Origin of the sequence: Roseateles sp. (genome assembly GCF_039595595.1) — a bacterium.
Lineage (GTDB): Bacteria > Pseudomonadota > Gammaproteobacteria > Burkholderiales > Burkholderiaceae_C > Roseateles.
In genome coordinates this window covers 13,067-31,522 of record NZ_JBCNLG010000037.1, presented here as the reverse complement: position 1 = coordinate 31,522, position 18,456 = coordinate 13,067, and the positions used below count along the sequence as shown (strand labels likewise).

General features: G+C 68.8%; 15 protein-coding genes. 5 read left to right on the top strand and 10 right to left on the bottom strand.

What is annotated here, in order from left to right:
• The coding region (uvrA, locus tag ABDW61_RS24575) for an excinuclease ABC subunit UvrA (RefSeq protein ID WP_343642556.1) at positions 1-3,449 on the bottom strand (3,449 nt) is incomplete at its 3' end.
• A 323-nt stretch (positions 3,450-3,772) separates the two neighbouring features.
• On the opposite strand from uvrA, the gene ABDW61_RS24570 reads away from it, so the two are divergent.
• Together ABDW61_RS24570 and ABDW61_RS24565 are read left to right on the top strand one after the other, a co-directional pair.
• The gene (locus ABDW61_RS24570; RefSeq protein WP_343642554.1) at positions 3,773-4,294 is read left to right on the top strand and encodes a response regulator; all 522 of its coding nucleotides are present in this window, start codon (positions 3,773-3,775) and stop codon (positions 4,292-4,294) included.
• A gap of 190 nt (positions 4,295-4,484) precedes the next feature.
• Entirely contained in the window at positions 4,485-4,694 is a 210-nt protein-coding gene (locus ABDW61_RS24565) for a hypothetical protein (protein WP_343642552.1), read from the top strand.
• A 102-nt stretch (positions 4,695-4,796) separates the two neighbouring features.
• Here the strand turns inward: ABDW61_RS24565 and ABDW61_RS24560 are convergent, their stop codons facing one another.
• The 9 genes from ABDW61_RS24560 to ABDW61_RS24520 all read right to left on the bottom strand — a co-directional run bounded on the left by ABDW61_RS24560 (position 4,797) and on the right by ABDW61_RS24520 (position 15,337).
• Positions 4,797-5,642: an alpha/beta hydrolase gene (locus tag ABDW61_RS24560; RefSeq protein WP_343642550.1), complete on the bottom strand. Its 846-nt coding sequence runs from the start codon at positions 5,640-5,642 to the stop codon at positions 4,797-4,799.
• A complete protein-coding gene (locus ABDW61_RS24555; protein ID WP_343642548.1) occupies positions 5,639-6,712 on the bottom strand; it encodes a branched-chain amino acid ABC transporter permease in 1,074 nt (357 codons plus the stop codon). Before ABDW61_RS24555 ends, ABDW61_RS24560 begins: the two co-directional genes overlap by 4 nt.
• A 10-nt stretch (positions 6,713-6,722) precedes the next feature.
• Positions 6,723-7,733, bottom strand: a complete 1,011-nt coding sequence (locus tag ABDW61_RS24550; RefSeq protein WP_343642546.1) for a branched-chain amino acid ABC transporter permease — start codon at positions 7,731-7,733, stop codon at positions 6,723-6,725.
• Between the two features lie 11 nt (positions 7,734-7,744).
• Positions 7,745-8,494, bottom strand: a complete 750-nt coding sequence (locus tag ABDW61_RS24545) for an ABC transporter ATP-binding protein (protein WP_343642544.1) — start codon at positions 8,492-8,494, stop codon at positions 7,745-7,747.
• Positions 8,491-9,246, bottom strand: a complete 756-nt coding sequence (locus ABDW61_RS24540) for an ABC transporter ATP-binding protein (RefSeq protein ID WP_343642543.1) — start codon at positions 9,244-9,246, stop codon at positions 8,491-8,493. The genes ABDW61_RS24545 and ABDW61_RS24540 overlap by 4 nt, the downstream gene beginning before the upstream one ends.
• A gap of 27 nt (positions 9,247-9,273) precedes the next feature.
• Complete coding sequence (locus ABDW61_RS24535) at positions 9,274-10,506, bottom strand: PHB depolymerase family esterase (protein ID WP_343642541.1); 1,233 nt, start codon at positions 10,504-10,506, stop codon at positions 9,274-9,276.
• A 28-nt stretch (positions 10,507-10,534) separates the two neighbouring features.
• Positions 10,535-11,746 carry a substrate-binding domain-containing protein gene (locus ABDW61_RS24530; RefSeq protein ID WP_343642539.1) on the bottom strand — a complete coding sequence of 404 codons (1,212 nt, stop codon included), beginning with the start codon at positions 11,744-11,746 and terminating at the stop codon, positions 10,535-10,537.
• Positions 11,747-11,962: 216 nt separating this feature from the next.
• A complete protein-coding gene (locus tag ABDW61_RS24525; RefSeq protein WP_343642537.1) occupies positions 11,963-13,597 on the bottom strand; it encodes a methyl-accepting chemotaxis protein in 1,635 nt (544 codons plus the stop codon).
• A 177-nt stretch (positions 13,598-13,774) separates the two neighbouring features.
• Positions 13,775-15,337 carry a sigma 54-interacting transcriptional regulator gene (locus ABDW61_RS24520; protein WP_343642536.1) on the bottom strand — a complete coding sequence of 521 codons (1,563 nt, stop codon included), beginning with the start codon at positions 15,335-15,337 and terminating at the stop codon, positions 13,775-13,777.
• Positions 15,338-15,569: 232 nt separating this feature from the next.
• Here ABDW61_RS24520 and ABDW61_RS24515 point away from each other — a divergent pair, with 232 nt between their 5' ends.
• From ABDW61_RS24515 to ABDW61_RS24505, 3 genes are read left to right on the top strand one after another with little or no spacing between them, the layout of a single operon-like run.
• Positions 15,570-16,565, top strand: coding sequence for a tripartite tricarboxylate transporter substrate binding protein (locus ABDW61_RS24515; protein ID WP_343642534.1), 996 nt, complete (start codon positions 15,570-15,572; stop codon positions 16,563-16,565).
• Positions 16,566-16,584: 19 nt separating this feature from the next.
• The gene (locus tag ABDW61_RS24510) at positions 16,585-18,153 is read left to right on the top strand and encodes a malonyl-CoA synthase (protein ID WP_343642532.1); all 1,569 of its coding nucleotides are present in this window, start codon (positions 16,585-16,587) and stop codon (positions 18,151-18,153) included.
• 20 nt (positions 18,154-18,173) lie between these two features.
• A complete protein-coding gene (locus ABDW61_RS24505) occupies positions 18,174-18,431 on the top strand; it encodes a cysteine-rich CWC family protein (protein ID WP_343642530.1) in 258 nt (85 codons plus the stop codon).
• Positions 18,432-18,456 lie beyond the last annotated feature (25 nt).

Below are 18,456 nucleotides of genomic sequence, written 5' to 3'. Positions count from 1 at the left end.
TTGACCACCAGCGGCGCCAGCAGGCCGATGTGCCGGCCCTTGTAGTCGCGCAGCAGCTGCGCGGCGATGGCCTCGACGCTCTGCGGCTTCACCGGGGTGCCGTCGTTGGCGCAGTGCTGCACGCCGAGCTTCACGTACAGCAGGCGCAGGAAGTGCCAGACCTCGGTCGTGGTCGCGACCGTGCTCTTGCGGCCGCCGCGCGACAGGCGCTGCTCGATTGCCACGGTCGGCGGAATGCCCCACACCGCGTCGACCTCGGGCCGGCCCGCCGGCTGCACGATCGAGCGCGCATAGGCGTTCAGCGATTCGAGATAGCGGCGCTGGCCCTCGTTGAACAGGATGTCGAAGGCCAGCGTGCTCTTGCCCGAGCCCGACACGCCGGTCACGACGTTGAACTTGCCGCGCGGGATGCTGACGTCGACCGACTTCAGGTTGTGCTCGCGCGCGTTGACGATGCGGATCGCCTCGTCGGCCTTGCGGCGCTGGCGCACCAGCGTCTGCAGCGGACGGCCTTCCGCGACCTTCACCGGCGCGCGGTCCATCTCCAGCGCGTACTCGCGCAGCGCCTGCGCGGTGTGCGAGGTCGGATGCTCCTTGAGCTGCTCCGGCGTGCCGGTCGCGACGATCAGTCCGCCGTCCTCGCCCCCTTCCGGGCCGAGGTCGATGACCCAGTCCGACGCGCGGATCACGTCCAGGTTGTGCTCGATCAGGATCAGCGAGTGCCCCGCCCCCAGCAACTTGCGCATCGCGCGCATCAGCTTGGCGATGTCGTCGAAGTGCAGGCCCGTCGTCGGCTCATCGAACAGGAACAGCGTGCCCTTGGTCGCCGTCGCCTGGCGCGGCTTGGACGCGGCCTCGGCCAGATAACCGGCGAGCTTGAGCCGCTGCGCCTCGCCGCCCGACAGCGTCGGCACCGGCTGCCCCAGCGTCAGGTAGTCCAGGCCGACGTCCGACAGCGGCTGCAGCTTGTTGAGCACCTCGCGGTCGGCGCTGAAGACGCCCAGCGCCTCGGCCACCGTCAGGTCCAGCACGTCGGAGACGCTCAGCTGGCGGCCGGCGCGTTCGAGCTTGACCTCCAGGATCTCGGCGCGGAAGCGCTTGCCGTCGCAATCGGGGCAGCGCAGGTAGACGTCGGACAGGAACTGCATCTCGACGTGCTCGAAGCCCGAGCCGCCGCAGGTCGGGCAGCGGCCGTCGCCGGCGTTGAAGCTGAACATGCCGGCGCCATAGCTGCGCTCCTTGGCCATCGGCGTGTCGGCGAAGCGCTTGCGGATCTCGTCGAACACGCCGACGTAGCTGGCCGGGTTCGAGCGCGCCGTCTTGCCAATCGGCGACTGGTCGACGAAGACCGCGTCGGCGAGCCAGTCCGCGCCCAGCAGCCGGTCATGCGCGCCGGGCGCCTCGGTGGCTTGGCCGAACCAGCGCGCCAGCGCCGGGTAGAGCACGTCCTGCATCAGCGTGCTCTTGCCCGAGCCCGACACGCCCGTCACCGCGACCATGCGCTGCAGCGGGAATTCGACGCTGACGTTCTTCAGGTTGTGCTCACGCGCGCCCTCCAGGATCAGGCGCGGCGTGCTGTCCTCGACGAGGCGCTTGAGGCCCATGCCCACGTGCTTGCGCGCGCCCAGGTAGGCGCCAGTGAGCGTGTCCGCGGCGCGGATCTGCTCCGGCGTGCCGTCGAAGACGATCTGCCCGCCCTGCTGGCCCGGACCCGGGCCCATGTCGATCAGCCGGTCGGCGGCCAGCATGACCGCCGGGTCGTGCTCGACCACCACCAGCGTGTTGCCCGCGTCGCGCAGCCGCTGCATCGCCTGGACGATGCGGTTCATGTCGCGCGGGTGCAGGCCGATGCTGGGCTCGTCCAGCACGAACAGCGTGTTGACCAGCGAGGTCCCGAGCGCCGTCGTCAGGTTGATGCGCTGCACCTCGCCGCCGGACAGCGTGCGGCTCTGGCGGTCCAGCGTCAGGTAGCCGATGCCGACGTCGACCAGGTACTTGAGCCGGTTGCGGATCTCGTCGAGCAGCAGCTTCAGCGCCTCGTCGAGCATCGAGCCGGGCAGTTGCAGCTCGTCCATGAAGCGTCTGAGCCGATGGATCGGCAGCTGCATCAGGTCGTGGACCGACAGGCCGGGCAGCGCCTCGAGTTGCGCGCGCGTCCACTTCACGCCCTCGGGCATGAAGCGATCGGCGGCCGGCAGCGCCGCATCCGCAAGCGCCTTGGAGCCGATGCGCCACAGCAGCGCCTCGGTCTTGAGCCGCGCGCCGCGGCAGGCCGGGCATTCCGTGTAGCTGCGGTACTTGGACAGCAGCACCCGGATGTGCATCTTGTAGGCCTTGCTCTCCAGGTAGTCGAAGAACCGGCGCACGCCGTACCACTGCTTGTTCCAGTTGCCGTTCCAGTTCGGGCTGCCTTCGATGACCCAGTCGCGCTGCGCCTGCGTCATCTGGCTCCACGCGGTGTCGCGCGGGATGCCGGCATCGCCGGCGTACTTCAGCAGGTCGTCCTGGCATTCCTTCCAGGCCGGCGTCTGCATCGGCTTGATCGCGCCGCCGCGCAGCGTCTTGCGCTCGTCGGGGATCACCAGGCCCAGGTCCACGCCGATCACGCGGCCGAAACCGCGGCAGGTCTCGCACGCGCCCATCGCCGAGTTGAACGAGAACAGCGCCGGCTGCGGGTCGGCGTAGCGGATATCGCTCTCCGGGCAATGCAGGCCGGTCGAGTAGCGCCAGAGCACCGGCTCGGCGCCCTCCTCGGCCGGCAGCACGTAGACCGTCATGCGGCCGCTGCCGCGCTTGAGCGCCAGCTCGATCGCTTCCATCGCGCGGGACTGCTCGACGCCCTGCATGCGGAAGCGGTCCGCCACCACGTCCAGCACCTTGCGGCCGTTGACGACGCGCTCCGACTGCACCCGCGTGAAGCCGGAGGCGGAGAGCCACTGCTCGACCTCGCCGGCGCTGACGGTCTCCGGCAGCTCGACCGGGAAGGTCAGCACCAGGCGCGGATCGCCGTCGACGGTGCGCGCCAGCAGCTCGGCGTGGATGGTCTGCGGCGTGTCGTGGCGCACCGGCAGCGCGGTGTCGCGGTCGAAGAGGTCCGCGCCGCGCGCGAACAGCAGCTTCAGATGGTCGTTGAGCTCCGTCATCGTGCCGACGGTGGAGCGGCTGGTGCGGACCGGGTTGGTCTGGTCGATCGCGATGGCGGGCGGCACGCCCTCCACCTTGTCGACGGCCGGGCGGTCCATCCGGTCCAGGAACTGGCGGGCGTAGGCCGAGAAGGTTTCGACGTAGCGGCGCTGGCCTTCGGCGTAGAGGGTGTCGAAGACGAGACTGGACTTGCCCGATCCGCTGGGACCGGTCACCACGGTCAGCTCGCCGGTGCGCAGATCCAGGTCGAGGTTCTTGAGGTTGTGCTGGCGGGCCCCGCGAATGCGGATATCGGCGTCGGACATGGGCGGTGTCGGCTGAGCAGCCTGGAAAAGGCAGTGGGCGGTCATTCTAGGGAGCGGCGCCGTCACCGATTGGCAGCAGCGCCCCCTGCGGCGGGGACCAGAAAGTGGTAAGCAATTGAAAGCATCAGACCGCTCAGGAAGCGTTCGCATACCTCCTGTCAAGGCCTCCGAACGATGACTTCCGCACACTTGCTAGTCTTGGAGGGCTGCGGCAACAATGGACCCCGTCGTCGCCGAGCAACAGCGATCCGGTTCGGCCTGAACGGCGGACGGCATTTTTAGGGATTACCCGCACTCCGATCGGAGCCGGGACGACAAGCGACATGGACAGAAACGACGGCCATCCCCCTTCCGAGACCACGCTGGTCTTGATGACGTCGGACGCGTCCGCGAAGCCGCCGCCATCCGCGTCGTTCGCCGATCCCTCGGTTTCCGGCCAGCGTCCGGCGCCGGGCGAGCCCTTCGTGCTGCTGGTCGAGGACAACCCGATCAACCAGGTCGTGGCGCTGGAGTTCCTGGCGCTGATGGGCCTGAAGACCCAGTTGGCCCGCAACGGGCAGGAGGCCCTGGACTTGTGCGAGCGCGCCGCGCCCAGCCTGGTGCTGATGGACATCCAGATGCCGGGCATGGACGGCCTGGAATGCGCGCGCCGGCTGCGCGAGCAACAGGCGCAGGGCCGGCTGCCGCGCTTCCCGATCCTGGCGCTGACGGCGCACGCGCTGGACAGCGACGTGGCCGACAGCCTGAAGGCGGGCATGGACGAGCACCTGACCAAGCCGCTGGACTTCCTGACGCTGCGCCGGCGGCTGGCGCGCTGGCTGGATCTGCCGCAACTCAACGACTGACCCCGCGGCATCACGCCGCCAGCCACGAGCCGTCGCCGCGACATCCGCGCGACGGCTTTTTCGCTTGGGGTTGACCTTGCGCAGAACTGACGCGGATCCCCCATCGGGGAACTAGCCTTGCGAGGCGGCTGCGTGCTTCACTGCTGCTCCCGCCTCCATGACTGGAGGCGCCTCGGCAAAGGAGCCATGAATGACCCATCACTTCAGCCTCGAGATTCCTGAGTCGTCGATGCGCGAGATCAACAAGGTGGCCGACGAAGATCGACAGTCGCTGTCGCAGATCTTCTGCGTCGCCTTCAGCCTGTACTTCCACCTGAGGGAAGAGGTGCGCCGCGGTCAGGCCCTTGGCCTGGTCGATCGCGCTGATCGCCACCAGCTGAAACAACACATCTGGGGATGACATGGCCGCCGAGGACCTGTTGATCAAGGGCGTTGTCCACCCTCACTGCCGTCTTCGGCGGCATCCTCGGCTGGCTCATCAAGCGATGACCCGTCGACTCGCTCACCCCCCCTCGAGAAACCGCTCGACGATGGCGAAGTGCTCCGGCACGTTCAGCGCCGGCGCGTGGCCGCAGCCGGGAACGGTGACGACCACCGCCCGCGGTCCTCGCACCCGCATCGCCTCGGCCGCTTCCGGCAGGAGAAGATCGGACGCCTCGCCGCGCAGGCACAGCACCGGCAGACTCAGCGAATCCCACTCGGTCCAGCGCTTGTAGTCGTCCGGATGGGCGAAGAACTGCCGCACCATCGCCGGGTCGTAATGCGGCGTCACGCGCCCGTCAGGCAGACGCCGCATCGAGGTCTCCGTCAGCCGCCGCCATTGCGCGTCGCTCATCCAGCCGTAGGGCTGATAGACCTGGCGGAAGTACTGCTCGAGCTCGACCACGCTACCGAACGCCGGCGGATTGCCCGCATAGCCGCGGATGCGCTGGATCGCGGGCTCCGCGAGTTCCGGTCCGATGTCGTTGAGCACCAGCCGCGTGATCCGTCCGCGCAGCGAGGTCGCGGCCGCCAGCAGCCCGATCGCTCCGCCCATCGACGTGCCGACCCAGCGAAAGGTCTTCAGCCCCAGCTGATCGACCAGCGCCACCGCCAGCTTCACGTAAAACGTGAGGCAGTACTCGTGGTCGGGATCGGGGCTCCACTGCGACAGCCCGCGCCCGATCGTGTCCGGACAGATGACGAAGTAGCGTCCCGACTGCGCCAGATGCGCCGCCAGTTCGTCCATGTCCCGGCCGGTGCGCGCCAGGCCGTGCCAGGCGATGACCGGCTCGGCGGCGGGGTCGCCCCAGGCCATGAAGTGGATCTCGCGCCCTTCGCAGCGCAGGTAGTTCGACGTCGACGTCACGATGCCCTCCTCCCCTGCCGCAGACGCCCGACCAGTCCATTCGGGAAGTGATACACGGCCAGCACGAACAACACGCCCAGCCACAGCAACCAGCGTTCCGGCGCGATCAGCTGCGACAGCACCGGGACGCCCTCCACCGCGGCGGCGCCCACGCGCATCAGGTCCTGCAGATAGCTCTGCGCGAGCACGAACAGCGCGCTGCCGATCACCGCGCCGTAGATCGTCCCCATGCCGCCGATGACGACGATCAGCAGGATGTCCAGCATGATCTCGAACGACAGCGAGGTGTCCGGTCCGTTGTAGCGCAGCCAGATCGCCAGCAGCGCGCCGGCCAGCGTCGCGAACACGGCGGCCAGCAGCGTCGACAGCGTGCGGTAGGTCACCAGCCGGTAGCCGATCGCCTCGGCGCGGAAGTCGTTGTCGCGGATCGCCTGCAGCACTCGCCCGAAAGGGGAATTGACGATGCGCAGCAGTGCCAGCACCAGCACCGCCGCGGTCACGAACAGCAGGTAGTAGCTCAGCAGCCGCCCGTCGATGCTGGCGCCGAGGAACGGTTCCTCGGTGAACCCGGTCGATGGCGACAGCAATTCAGGCAGGCGGAAGTTGAGGCCGTCCTCGCCGCCGGTGAAATCCGACAGCTGCGAGGCCAGTCCCTGGAAGGCCGCCGCGACCGCGAGCGTGATCATCGCGAAGAAGATGGCCTTGACGCGAAGTGAGAACAGCCCGATGACCAAGGCCAGCAGAACGGACAGCGCGAGCGCGCCGCCGATGCCGATGGCCAGCGCGCCGAAGCCCGGCGCCATGCGCGAACTGGCGATCGCGACGCCATACGCGCCGATGCCAAAGAACATCGTGTGCGCGAAGCTGACGATGCCGGTGTAGCCGAGCAGCAGGTCGTAGCTGCCCACGAGCACGATGAACACGAGGATCTTGGCCGCCACGTTGAGCGCGCGCGTGCCGGGGAAGGCGAAAGGCGTGAGCGCCAAGGCCGCGACGATGAGGATCAGCAGCGCCGCCAGCAGGCGGCTGCGCGGCAGGTCGTGGGACAGCAGGGCGCGGAGCGCGTTCATGACCGGTTCCTCAGCGCTGGCTTACCGGGTAGAGGCCCTGCGGCCGCCACAGCAGCACGGCCACCATCAGCCCGATGTTGGAGAACAGCGCCGCCTTCGGCGCGATGAAGCCGCAGTAGTTGGCCATCAGCCCCACCAGCAGCGCGCCGGCGAAGCAACCCAGGGTCGAGCCGAGTCCGCCGATGATGATGACGATGAACAGCAGCGTGTTGACCTGTGCGCCGATCTGCGGCATCACGCTCTGCTGGTAGAGCCCCCACAGCACGCCGCCCAGGCCCGCCAGCGCGGAGCCGGCAACGAAGACCGCGACGAACAGCCTGCGGATGCGATAGCCCAGGCTCTCGACCATCTCGCGGTCCTGCACGCCGGCGCGGATCAGCAGGCCCAGCTTGGTCCGGTTCAACAGCCACAGCAGCGCGGCGAAGACCACCAGGCCGACGGCCACGGCCAGCAGCCGGAACTTCTCGATCGCGACATCGCCCAGGAGCAGCGCGCCGCGCAGCGATTCGGGTGGCCGCAGCGGAATCATCTGCGCGCCCCAGACCAGCTTGATGAGTTCCTCGCCGATGATCATCCCGCCCATGGTGATGAGGATCTGCTTGAGATGCATGCCGTAGACCGGCCGCACCAGCACGCGCTCGAAGACCAGCCCGAGCGCCGCGGCCGCCACCATGCCGGTCAGCGCGGCGACGCCGACCGCCACGAGGTTGGCGCCGAGCGACGGGCTCGCCACGAAGCCGCCCATCGCGCCCATCACCGTGGTGGCGACGAAGGCGCCCAGCGCGATGAACACGCCGTGGCCGAAGTTCAGCACGTCCATCAGGCCGAAGACCAGGGTCAGGCCCGAGGCGATCACGAAGATGATCAAGCCCATCGCCAGGCCGGCCAGCGTCAGCGTGGCCCAGCTCGTCGCCGAGCCCACCAGCGGCAGGGCCGCCAGCGCGACGGCGGCGATCAGCAACAGCGGGATGAGATCGAAGCGTGCCTTGGGCACGGCGTCCGAAGCGATCGGTGCGGACATGACGGCCTCGTTCATTGATGTGCCGCCAGCGAGAGGCCGAGCAGGCGCTGCTGCAGTGCCTCGTCGCCGGCAAGCTCGGCCATCCGGCCCGCATGCACCACACGGCCGTCATCCATCACGGCCACCCGGTCGCCGAGCGCCCGCGCGACCATGAAGTTCTGCTCGACCAGCAGCACCGTCGCGCGCATGCCGTCGCGGCCGCGCTTGATCTCCTGCAGCGCCTCGATGAGCTTGTTGATGATCGCTGGCGCCAGGCCCTTGGTCGGCTCGTCGATCAGCAGCAACCGGCGCGGCTCGACCATGGCGCGCGCGATCGCGAGCATCTGCTTCTGACCGCCGCTGAGCTTGCCCGCCGGGTACAGCCAGAACTTGCGCAGCGCGGGGAACAGCCCGAAGAGCCACTCGAGCCGCGCGGTGTCGAGCTCGTCCAGCGATCGCGCCCGGCGCGCCGCCAGCAACAGGTTCTCGCGCACGGTGAGCGCGCCGAAGATGCCCATGTTCTCGGGCACGTAGGCGATGTCGGCGCGCGCGATCTCCGGCGTGGGCAGCGCCTGGATCGGACGCTGCTCCAGCAGCACGCGGCCGGCGCTGGCACGCCACAGGCCCATCACCGTGCGCAGTGTCGTGGTCTTGCCGGCGCCATTGCGGCCCAGCAGCATGGTGACCTCGCCCTCGGGAACATCGAGGTCCACCCCGTGCAGGATGTGATACGCCCCGATGTGCGTGTGCACGCCCTCGAGCCGCAGCAGGGGCGGACTCATGCGGCCTCCGGCATCGCCAGCCCCAGATAGGCGTTCTGCACGACCGGCGAGGCGATCACCGCGGCCGGCTCGCCGTCCGCGACGAGCTGCCCCTGATGCAGCACGACGATGCGGTCGGCCAGCTCGCGCACCACGTCCATCTTGTGCTCGACCAACAGGACCGTGTGCGTGCCCTCGGCCTTCAGCGCGCGGATCAGGTCCAGGATCACGGGCACTTCGTCGACACTCATGCCGGCGGTGGGCTCATCGAAGAGATAGACCTTGGGGCGGAGCGCCATCAGCATCGCGACCTCGAGCTTGCGTTGATCGCCATGCGGCAGGCTCGCGGCGGGCGCGTCCGCGCGGGCGCTCAGCCGCACCCGCTCGACGATGGCGCGCGCTTCGTCGAGAAGCTCGCGATGATTGAGCCACACCGACAGCATCCGCAGCCCCTGGCCGCGGCGCGACTGCACCGCGAGTCTCACGTTCTCCAGCACGCTGAGCGTCGGAAACAGCTGCGTCAGCTGGAACGCGCGCCCCAGCCCGCGCCGCGTGCGCAGCGGCGCGGCCATCCGCGTCAGGTCCTCGCCGTCGAGCAGCACGCGCCCGGCGGTCGCCGCCAACTGGCCCGAGATCAGGTTGAAGTAGGTCGTCTTGCCTGCGCCATTGGGCCCGACGATGGCGGTCAGCGTGCCTGGATGAAAGGCGCAGCTGACGCGGTCCACCGCCGTGTGGCCGCCGAATCGGACGCTGAGGTCGCGGGTCTCGAGCATGCGAAAGGGCTCCCGGTCCACGGCCCCTCAGAGGCAGGACCCGATCACGTAGTAGTTGGGCGCGGTCTGCTTCAGCGTGGTGCTGACGTAGATGTTCCACAGGCCCATGCTGTCGTTGGAGCCATTGGCGTAGGTCAGGCCCCACAGCGCATAGGCGCGGCCGGCCACCGTGTGGCCATAGTTGGACGCGGTGAAGCAGGTGCCCGGCGTGCCGGGATCGCTGGTGCCCGACACCTTGTCCACCATGGCCTTGATCGCCGCGGCCTGCGTGCCGGCCTTTTGCGCGAAGTTGGAGCCGTACCAGCCGATCCAGTCCCAGCAGCCATTCGGATTGGGCAGCAGGCCGCTGGCGGCGGTCGATCGCGCGGTGTTGTCGACCTGCGTCTGCGGGAACAGCACGACGATGCGGTTGGTGTCGGCCCAGCGCGCGTAGCCGGTGTTCTTCACGAAGCGGTCGCCGATGGTGGCGTAGTTCTGCTGACAGCCATGCAGCGCCACATGCAGCTTGCAGACCTGGCCCGCGGCGCAATCCGCCGGCACGTAGGCCCAGCCGGTCGAGGCCATGCCCGGATTGGCGCCGAAGGCGGTCTGGTCGAACTCGATGAAGCGCGACGCCGGCGGGCTGTCGTTGCGCGGATTGAGCGCGCCATAGAAATGCGTCAGCACCGCTTTCGCGCCGTCGTAGCCGCAGTTGGCGATGTAGGGCGAGGCGCTGGTGCCGCAGCTGTTGTTGCCCGAGGCGTCGAAGTCGGTCGGCAGCACATGCGCGGTGCCGGTCTGCTGGAAGTACTGCAGGTTGGCCGCCGTGACGCCGTTGTTCTGGTACTGCGTGTACGCGGCGTTCACCGGGTTGGGTCCGACGGTCGCGTCGCTGGTGCCGACGAACAGGAAGACCTTCTGCGCGGCGACATGGGCCTTCGCGTCGATGGCGGTGCCGCTCCAGTTGTTGAGGTCGGCCTGCATCGTGCTGAGCATCGAGGCGGAGATCGATGCGTTGTACATGCAGCTGGTGTAGCTGCTGTGGCCGGCGCACATGTAGGGACCGGCGGCGAACACGCCGACGCCCTTGAACGTCGATGAATAGGCGTATCCCAGCTGATTGGCCATGAAGCCGCCGGACGACAGGCCCGACACGGTGATGCGGCTCTTGTCGATGTTGAGCGACGGCAGCGGTGCGGCGGCCTGGGCGGCGCCCGCCAGCGCCAGCGCCACGGCGGCGAGCAGGCGGATCGAGGACAGACGGACAACGGAAGACTTCATCGGAAACCTCCAGGGGTTCGAACGACCTTCAACGCTTGTTCCGGATCGGGATGGCCATCTCTTCTGGCTTGATCTCGCGGACCAGTTCCGGCACGCCCCAGGCGAAGGCGGGGTCGACCTTGATCTTGAAGTGGTACATCGACTGCATCGCCTGATGGTCCTCGGGCCGGAAGGTCATGCGGCCCTTGGGGGTCTCGAAGCTCAGGCCCTCCATGGCCTTGATGAGCTTGCCGGTGGTGGTGTCGCCACCGGTTCTCTTGAGCGCCTCGACGATCGCGATCGCCGCGCTCATGCCGCCGGCGGTGAAGAAGTCGGGTGGCGCCTTGAACTGCTTGTAGTGGTTGGAGACCAGCCACTCGTTGACCGGGTTCTTCGGGATGCCGAAGTAGTAGTAGGTCGCGCCTTCCATGCCGGGCAGGGCCTTGTAGGCGGCCATCGCCGGCAGGATGTTGCCGCCGGTGGCGATCTCGATGCCATGGCGCTTGAGGTCGAGGTCGGCGATCTTGAACGGGTTCCCCGCGCCGGCCCAGATGATGAAGATGACCTTGCGGCCCGGCTGGTCCTTGAGCTTGTCGATGAGCCGCTGCGCGCCGGCGGTGAAGTCGGTGGTGGTCGTCGGCAGGAATTCCTCGTGGACGACCTTGGCCTTCTTGATGGCGTCCTTGAACGCCTTCACGCCGTCGCGGCCGAACGCATAGTCCTGCGCCAGCGTCGCGATGACGGTGCCCGGCCTGTCGAGCGCGACCGCATTGGAGATCGCATCCTGCGAGCTGTTGCGGCCGGTCCGGAAGATGTACTTGTTCCACTTGTCGCCGGTGATCGAATCGGCGACGGCGGGCTCGACCAGCAGGATCTTCCGGTACTCCTCGGCCACCGGCAGCAGCGCGAGCGCCACGCCCGAGGACGACGGTCCGACGGCGATGTCCGCCTTGTCGTCGCCGTAGGCGGTGGCCAGCAGGCTCTTGCCGACGTCGGGCTTGCCCTGATCGTCCTTCTCGATCACGACCAGCTTGCGGCCCGCCACCATCATGGTGCCGCCGGTGGCGTAGTCCAGGCCCATCAGCAGGCCGGTCTGCGTCTGCCGGCCATAGGCCTCGAGCGGACCGGTGCGGCTGTAGACATGGGCGATGCGGATTTCCTTGCCTTGGGCCAGCGCGGGGGTGCTCGCGCAGAACCCGCCGAAGACGGCGGAGAGCGCCAGCGCCGCGCGGGCCGCGGCGCGGAAGAAGCCATGGGTCATGGGTCGTGTCTCCTGTCGTGGACGGACCGGTCGCGCGCCGGTCTCGGGCACGGACTTCGCAAGGCCCGTGCCGTCTGGGAGAACCCGCAGAAAACACGCCGCGCACGCCAGAAACGGCAACGCCGCTGTCCGGCTTCCAGACAGCGGCGTGCGGTGGCGAACGGACGCGGTGTCCGGATTCCAGCCAGTGTCTGGACTCCGGACAGCCAGCCCCGATCAGGTGCGGAAGGTCGCGACCTGCTCGTTGAGGAGGCGGGCCTGCTGCTGCAGCGACTCGGCGGCAGCGGCGGTCTGTTCGACCAGCGCGGCGTTCTGCTGCGTCATGTCGTCCAGGTGCGCGACGGCCTGGTTGATCTGCGCCAGGCCATCGGACTGGCCGGCGCTGGACTGGCTGATCTCGGCGACGGTGCCGCTGACCTGCTGCACCGACTGCAGGATCTGCCCCATCGCCTCGCCCGCGCGCCCGACCTGGGCGCTGCCCGCATCGACGCGCGAGACGGAGTCGCTGATCAGCGCCTTGATCTCCTTGGCCGCGTTGGCGCTGCGCTGCGCGAGCGCGCGCACCTCGCTGGCGACGACCGCGAAGCCGCGGCCCTGCTCGCCGGCGCGGGCCGCCTCGACGGCCGCGTTCAGCGCCAGGATGTTGGTCTGGAAGGCCACGCCATCGATGACCGAGATGATGTCGGCGATCTTGCGGCTGGCGCCGGCGATGCCGTCCATGGTCTGCACCACCTCGCCCATCACGTCGGCGCCAAGCCGGGCCCGGTCCGCCGCGCCGATGGCCAACTGGTTGGTCTGATGGGCGGCCTGCGCGGAATGCGTGACCTGCTGCGTCAGCTCCTGCATCGATGCCGCCGTCTGCTGCAAGCTGGAGGCCGCCTGCTCGCTGCGCTGCGACAGGTCCTGGCTGCCCATCGCGACCTCGCGCGACGCGTGCTGGATGGAGTCGGTCGCATCACGGATGGCGCGCACCAGTTCGCTGAGCCGGCCCTGCATCGCGGAGACCTGCGTCAGCACCTCGCCGATCTCATCATTGCCAGCGCCCTGTCCGCCGACCACCTGGGCACGCAGGTCGCCATTGGCGACCGCCTCGACCACCTCGCGCATCTGCGCGAGCCGGCGCTTCAGCCCGCGCGCGAACCACTCCACCGCGAGCAGCGCACCGATGCCGACAGCGATCACCAGCCCCAGCGCGATGGCACCATCGCGCCGCGCGATCGCCGAGACATCATCGATGTAGACGCCCGATCCGATCACCCATCCCCAAGGCTTGAAGCCCGCCACGTAGGACCGCTTGGGTTCCGGATCCTTGGCGCCCGGCTTGGGCCACAGGTAATCCACAAAGCCGCTGCCGCTCGCCTTCACCGTGTCGACGAAAGCGACGAACAGCGCCAGCCCATTCGGATCCTTGTTCCCCGACAAGTCCTTGTCCACGAGCTCGGGCTTGATCGGATGCATGACCATCTTCGGCGTCATGTCGTTGATCCACAGATACTCGTTGCCGGAATACCGGATCTTGCCGATCTCGGCCGCGGCCTGCTTCTTGGCCTCGGCCTCCGTCAGACCTCCGGATCCGACCCGGTCGAAGTAACGCTTGGCAATCTGCTCCGCGTTCTTCACCTGCTCGACCGTCGTGATCATCTTCACGTCCAGCAGACTGACCGCCGAGCGGTGACTCAACCACATCACCAGCACCACGAATCCCACCACCGCCGCCAGCACCGCGACCCGCAACTTCGTGGCGAGCGTCCATGTGCGGCCGTTGGCAGACTGACCCTGCGCAGCGGGCGACGCAGCGGCCGGGCGCGCAGCGGAATAAGCATCGCCGGCGGTCGAAGTGAGCGTGTTCATGGTGTCTCCTGCGCGGGCCGGTCCATCCCGGCCCCTTATGGTGTCGGTCCCTGCCCACCAATATGCGCACGCACCCCACCAACCGGCAAGCCCCCCGAACCCTCGATGTGACCCAGGAACAGCCCCCAGTCGTGACGATGTGACGCCGTAGCCGCTCCCCGTGCAACACCCTCCGTGTCAGCACGAAGTCAATTCAGGGTACTTCGCAAGCTTCTCGTACAAGGTCGCACGGGAGATCGCCAACAACCTCGCAGCTGCAACCCGGTTCCCATTCGTGCGCAGCAGCGCCTGGGCAATCGCATCGCGCTCAAGCTCGGCCTTGCGGGCCGGTAGCGTCGATGAAGGAGGACATGGAAATACCGGCGGGGGACCGAGCTCACGCTGAGAGGACCGGAGCCCCTCCTCGCTCCCACGCCTGCGCCCGCTCGGCAGGTCGCTCGGAGGGGCTCCGGTCCTCTCAGCGTCGGCAACGATCGTGGTCATCGGGGGATTGGCGTTGCCGTCAGGGGACGCGATGCGGAAATGGCACGGAGCAAGTTCGTCGTCGTCGCTCATCAGGAAGGCCTGCTCCAGCGTGTTTCGAAGCTCGCGCACATTGCCAGGCCAGCGACAACCGGCGAGCAACCGCAGCGCAGCCACATTCAGCGTCTTTGGCGGCAGGCCGCCTCGGCGCGCAATGTCCTCGAGCAACACCTCGACCAGCGCCTCGATGTCCTCCGGCCGCTCGCGCAGCGCAGGGAGGCGGATCGGCAGCACGTTCAGGCGGTAGAACAGGTCCGCACGGAATTCGCCACGCTCGACCATCGCCGCCAGATCACGGCTCGTGGCCGCGATCACCCGCACATCCACCTTCAGCACCTCGTTGCTGCCCAGCGGCTCCAGCTCCTGCTCCTGCAGCACTCGCAGCAGCTTGGCCTGCAGCGCCAGCGGCATGTCGCCAATCTCGTCCAGGAACAAGGTGCCCCCATCCGCCAGCTTGAACTTGCCCTCCCGGCCCTTGCGCTCCGCACCGGTGTACGCGCCAGGCGCGACACCAAAGAACTCCGCCTCGAGCAAGGTCTCCGGCACGGCCGCGATGTTCACCGAGACCAGCGGCCGGGCCGCGCGCCGCGAGGCCGCATGGATCGCATGCGCGAGCAGCTCCTTCCCCGTGCCCGTCTCGCCGAGCAGCAGCACCGTCGCATCCGTCTGCGCGACACGGCGCGCCTGGCGCTTGACCTCGACCGCGACCGGGCTGTTGCCGACGAAATCCAGGATCCGGTGCTTGGAGCGGCGGTTGCGCGTCTGCTCGGCGGCCAGTTGGCGGCGCGTCTCGTCGAGCTCCGCCTGCAGGCACGCGAACTTGTTCATCAGCGGCTGCATCGTGGTCTCGGGATGGTCCAGCAGCACCATGCCCATCGCACCGATGACGTCACCGCCCGGGCCGCGCAAGGGCAGCCGGCTGACCAGGAAGGTGCCCGCCTTGTTGGTGAGCAGGTCCACGAGGATGGGCTGGCCGGTGTCGATGACCTGCGCCATCAACGTGTTGGGCACGACTTCCTCGACGCGGCGGCCGACGAACTCGGACGCGTCGCCAAAGCCCAGCGCCGGCAGGAAGCGCTTGTAACCCTCGCTGATCCAGACGACGCGGTGCTCGCGGTTGACGACCATCGCGCCCTGCGCCGTGCTGGCGAGCACGTCGAACATCGACTGCGCGGCCAGCCGCAGCACCGCCTCGGCATCCTGCGGAATGTCGTTCATGTCTCGTCTCCTGGGCAATCGCGGCGGGGAACCCGCGCGCCGTCCGGGTCGGCGTGCCGCCTCGGATCTGATGCGGACCAATGTAGCAGCCGGACCGCCGTGCGAGCGCCGTCTCCATGACGCCGTCTTCCTGGGGATTCCCTGAGGCGGCCGTCACGCCGCAGCGGCCCCGATCCGGCTATAAACCGCCGACACCAACGAGCCGGCCCACGCAGGCCAAGAGGAGAGACACATGAACAAGCCTTCCGCGGTCCGCCGCCGTCTGCTGGGGACCGGCGCGGCGCTGCTCGCCACCGTTGCCGCGGCGCCCGCCGCCTTCGCCGAATCGGCCTGGCCGAGCCGGCCGGTGACCATCGTCGTGCCCTTCCCCGCCGGCGGCGGCACCGACGCCTTCGCGCGCCCGCTGACCGCGGTGCTGACCCGGCAGACGGGCAAGCAGTTCATCATCGACAACAAGGGCGGCGCTGGCGGAACGGTGGGCGCGACGATGGCCTCGAAGGCCGCTCCCGACGGCTACACCTTCTTCATGGGCGCGGTGCATCACGCGATCGCGCCGGCGATGTATCCAAAGCTCGACTACCGGCTCGAGGAGGACTTCATCCCCGTCGGCCTGGTGTCCAGCGTGCCGCAGGTGATCGTGATCAACCCGTCCAAGGTGCCGGTCACCGACGTGAAGGGGCTGCTGGAGCTGATGCGGCGCAATCCGGGCAAGCTGAACTACGGCTCGGCCGGCAACGGGACGTCGCACCACTTGGCGGGTGAGCTGTTCAAGCTGCAGACGCAGACCTTCATCACGCACATCCCTTATCGCGGCGCCGGCCCCGCGCTGCAGGACCTGATGGCGGGTCAGGTGGACGTGATGTTCGACGGGCTGGGCTCGTCGGCCTCGCACATCCGCGGCGGCCGCATCAAGGCGCTGGCGGTGGCCTCGGCCAAGCGCGCGCCGGGCTTCCCGGACATCCCCAGCGCCGTGGAGGCCGGGATCCCGCAGTACCAGGTGGCGACCTGGTACGGGCTGTGGGCGCCCAAGGGCACGCCCAAGGAGGTGATCGCGGCGATGCAGGCCGAGCTGCGCAAGGCCTTCGCGACCGAGGAGCTGAAGACGCTGTGGACCGGCCTGGGGACCGAGATGCCCAACCTGTACGGCGACGCCTTCGGCAAGTTCGTCCACGGCGAGGTGCTGCGCTGGGCCGAGGTGGTCAAGCGCAGCGGTGCGAAACTGGACTGATCGCTTCGACCCGACGCCCATGACCCCGATTCCGACCGTCCACACGAACGCCAACCTGTTCGCCGCGCTGCGCGCGAATTTCGCCGACGACCTCGACACCTGCGCGATCGAGCTGGCCGACGGCCCCGATGCCGGCCGCGGCTACAGCTGGCGCGACATCGATCGCGCCACGGCGATGATGGCCAACCTGCTGGCGTCGCTGGACCTGCCGGCCGGCAGCCGGATCGCCGTGCAGACCGAGAAGAGCGTGGAGGCGCTGCTGCTGTACCTGGCGGTGCTGCGCGCCGGCTACGTGTACCTGCCGCTGAACACGGCCTACCAGGCGGCCGAGCTCGAGTACTTCATCGGCAACGCGGAGCCGGCCGTGGTGGTGTGCGCCGGCAGGAATTTCGGCTGGGTCAGCAAGCTGGCCTTCCAGAGCGGCGTGCCGTGGGTGTTCACGCTGAACGAGGACCGGACCGGCACGCTGCTGGACCGCGCGGTGCAGATGCCCGACACGCATCAGGCCGCGGTGAAGGCCGCGGACGATCTGGCCGCGATCCTGTACACCAGCGGCACCACCGGGCGCAGCAAGGGCGCGATGCTGAGCCACGGCAATCTGCTGTCCAACGCCGAGGTGCTCAAGCACTACTGGGGCTGGTCGTCGCAGGACGTGCTGATCCACGCGCTGCCGATCTTCCATGTGCACGGGCTGTTCGTCGCGTCGCACGGCGCGCTGCTGGCCGGCGCGAAGATGCTGTGGTTCAACCGCTTCGATCCGCGCGGCGTGATCGCGCGGCTGCCCGACGCGACGCTGTTCATGGGCGTGCCGACGCTGTACGTCCGGCTGCTGGAGCAGGCGACGCTGACGCGGGAGCAGTGCGCGCGGATGCGGCTGTTCATCAGCGGTTCCGCGCCGCTGCTGATCGAGACCTTCAACGAATGGCGCCGCCGCACCGGCCACACCATCCTCGAGCGCTACGGCATGAGCGAGACCCTCATGCTGACCTCCAACCCGTACCGGGCGGAGGAGGGCGAGCGCCGCGGCGGCACGGTCGGCTTCCCGCTGCCGGGCGTGGGGCTTCGCATCGTCGGCGACGACGGCGCGCCCTGCCCCAGCACCGGCGAGGGCGAGATCGGCCACATCCAGGTGAGCGGGCCCAACGTGTTCGCCGGCTACTGGCGCATGCCGGAGAAGACGAAGGAGGAGTTCAGCGCCGACGGCTGGTTCAAGACCGGCGACGTGGGCCGCCGCGACGAGCGCGGCTACGTGACCATCGTGGGCCGCAGCAAGGACCTGATCATCACCGGCGGCTACAACGTGTACCCGGCGGAGATCGAGGGCTGGCTCAACGAGCTGCCCGGCGTGGCCGAGTCGGCGGTGATCGGGGTGCCGCATCCCGACTTCGGCGAGGGCGTGATCGCCGTGGTGGTGCCGCGCGCGGGCACCGCGCTGGAGGGGGCGACGCTGGTGGCGGCGCTGAAGGACCGGATCGCCGGCTTCAAGGTGCCCAAGCAGGTCTTCGTCGAGCCCGAGCTGCCACGCAATGCGATGGGCAAGGTGCAGAAGAACCTGCTGCGCGAGCGGCATCGCGCGCTGTTCGGCTGAACGCGGCCCACAATGCCGCGATGAGCACGCCGACGCCGCTCCCCGACAACGCCGCCTGCCCGCGCTGCGGCGGCGGTTTCCATTGCGGCGCCGGCGAGGGCTGGTGCGCCTGCTTCGGCACGCGGCTCGGCGAGGCGCTCAAGCTCGAACTGGCCGCGCGCTGGCCCGGCCAGTGCCTGTGCCTGCGCTGCCTGGCGGAGCTGGCTCGCGACGACCCGGGCAGCCACGTGCCGGAGCGCCCGATCAGCCCGCCCGCCCCGCCGCTGATGGACGCTTGAACGCGCGCGCGGTCCGGCCACAATC

Coding starts and splice junctions, on each gene's coding strand:
- ABDW61_RS24530 (WP_343642539.1), bottom strand. CDS start 11,746: ATGACCCATGGCTTCTTCCGCGCCGCGGCCCGCGCGGCGCTGGCGCTC.
- ABDW61_RS24515 (WP_343642534.1), top strand. CDS start 15,570: ATGAACAAGCCTTCCGCGGTCCGCCGCCGTCTGCTGGGGACCGGCGCG.
- ABDW61_RS24535 (WP_343642541.1), bottom strand. CDS start 10,506: ATGAAGTCTTCCGTTGTCCGTCTGTCCTCGATCCGCCTGCTCGCCGCC.
- ABDW61_RS24555 (WP_343642548.1), bottom strand. CDS start 6,712: ATGAACGCGCTCCGCGCCCTGCTGTCCCACGACCTGCCGCGCAGCCGC.
- ABDW61_RS24505 (WP_343642530.1), top strand. CDS start 18,174: ATGAGCACGCCGACGCCGCTCCCCGACAACGCCGCCTGCCCGCGCTGC.
- ABDW61_RS24565 (WP_343642552.1), top strand. CDS start 4,485: ATGACCCATCACTTCAGCCTCGAGATTCCTGAGTCGTCGATGCGCGAG.
- ABDW61_RS24525 (WP_343642537.1), bottom strand. CDS start 13,597: ATGAACACGCTCACTTCGACCGCCGGCGATGCTTATTCCGCTGCGCGC.
- ABDW61_RS24545 (WP_343642544.1), bottom strand. CDS start 8,494: ATGAGTCCGCCCCTGCTGCGGCTCGAGGGCGTGCACACGCACATCGGG.
- ABDW61_RS24550 (WP_343642546.1), bottom strand. CDS start 7,733: ATGTCCGCACCGATCGCTTCGGACGCCGTGCCCAAGGCACGCTTCGAT.
- ABDW61_RS24510 (WP_343642532.1), top strand. CDS start 16,585: ATGACCCCGATTCCGACCGTCCACACGAACGCCAACCTGTTCGCCGCG.
- ABDW61_RS24520 (WP_343642536.1), bottom strand. CDS start 15,337: ATGAACGACATTCCGCAGGATGCCGAGGCGGTGCTGCGGCTGGCCGCG.
- ABDW61_RS24540 (WP_343642543.1), bottom strand. CDS start 9,246: ATGCTCGAGACCCGCGACCTCAGCGTCCGATTCGGCGGCCACACGGCG.
- ABDW61_RS24570 (WP_343642554.1), top strand. CDS start 3,773: ATGGACAGAAACGACGGCCATCCCCCTTCCGAGACCACGCTGGTCTTG.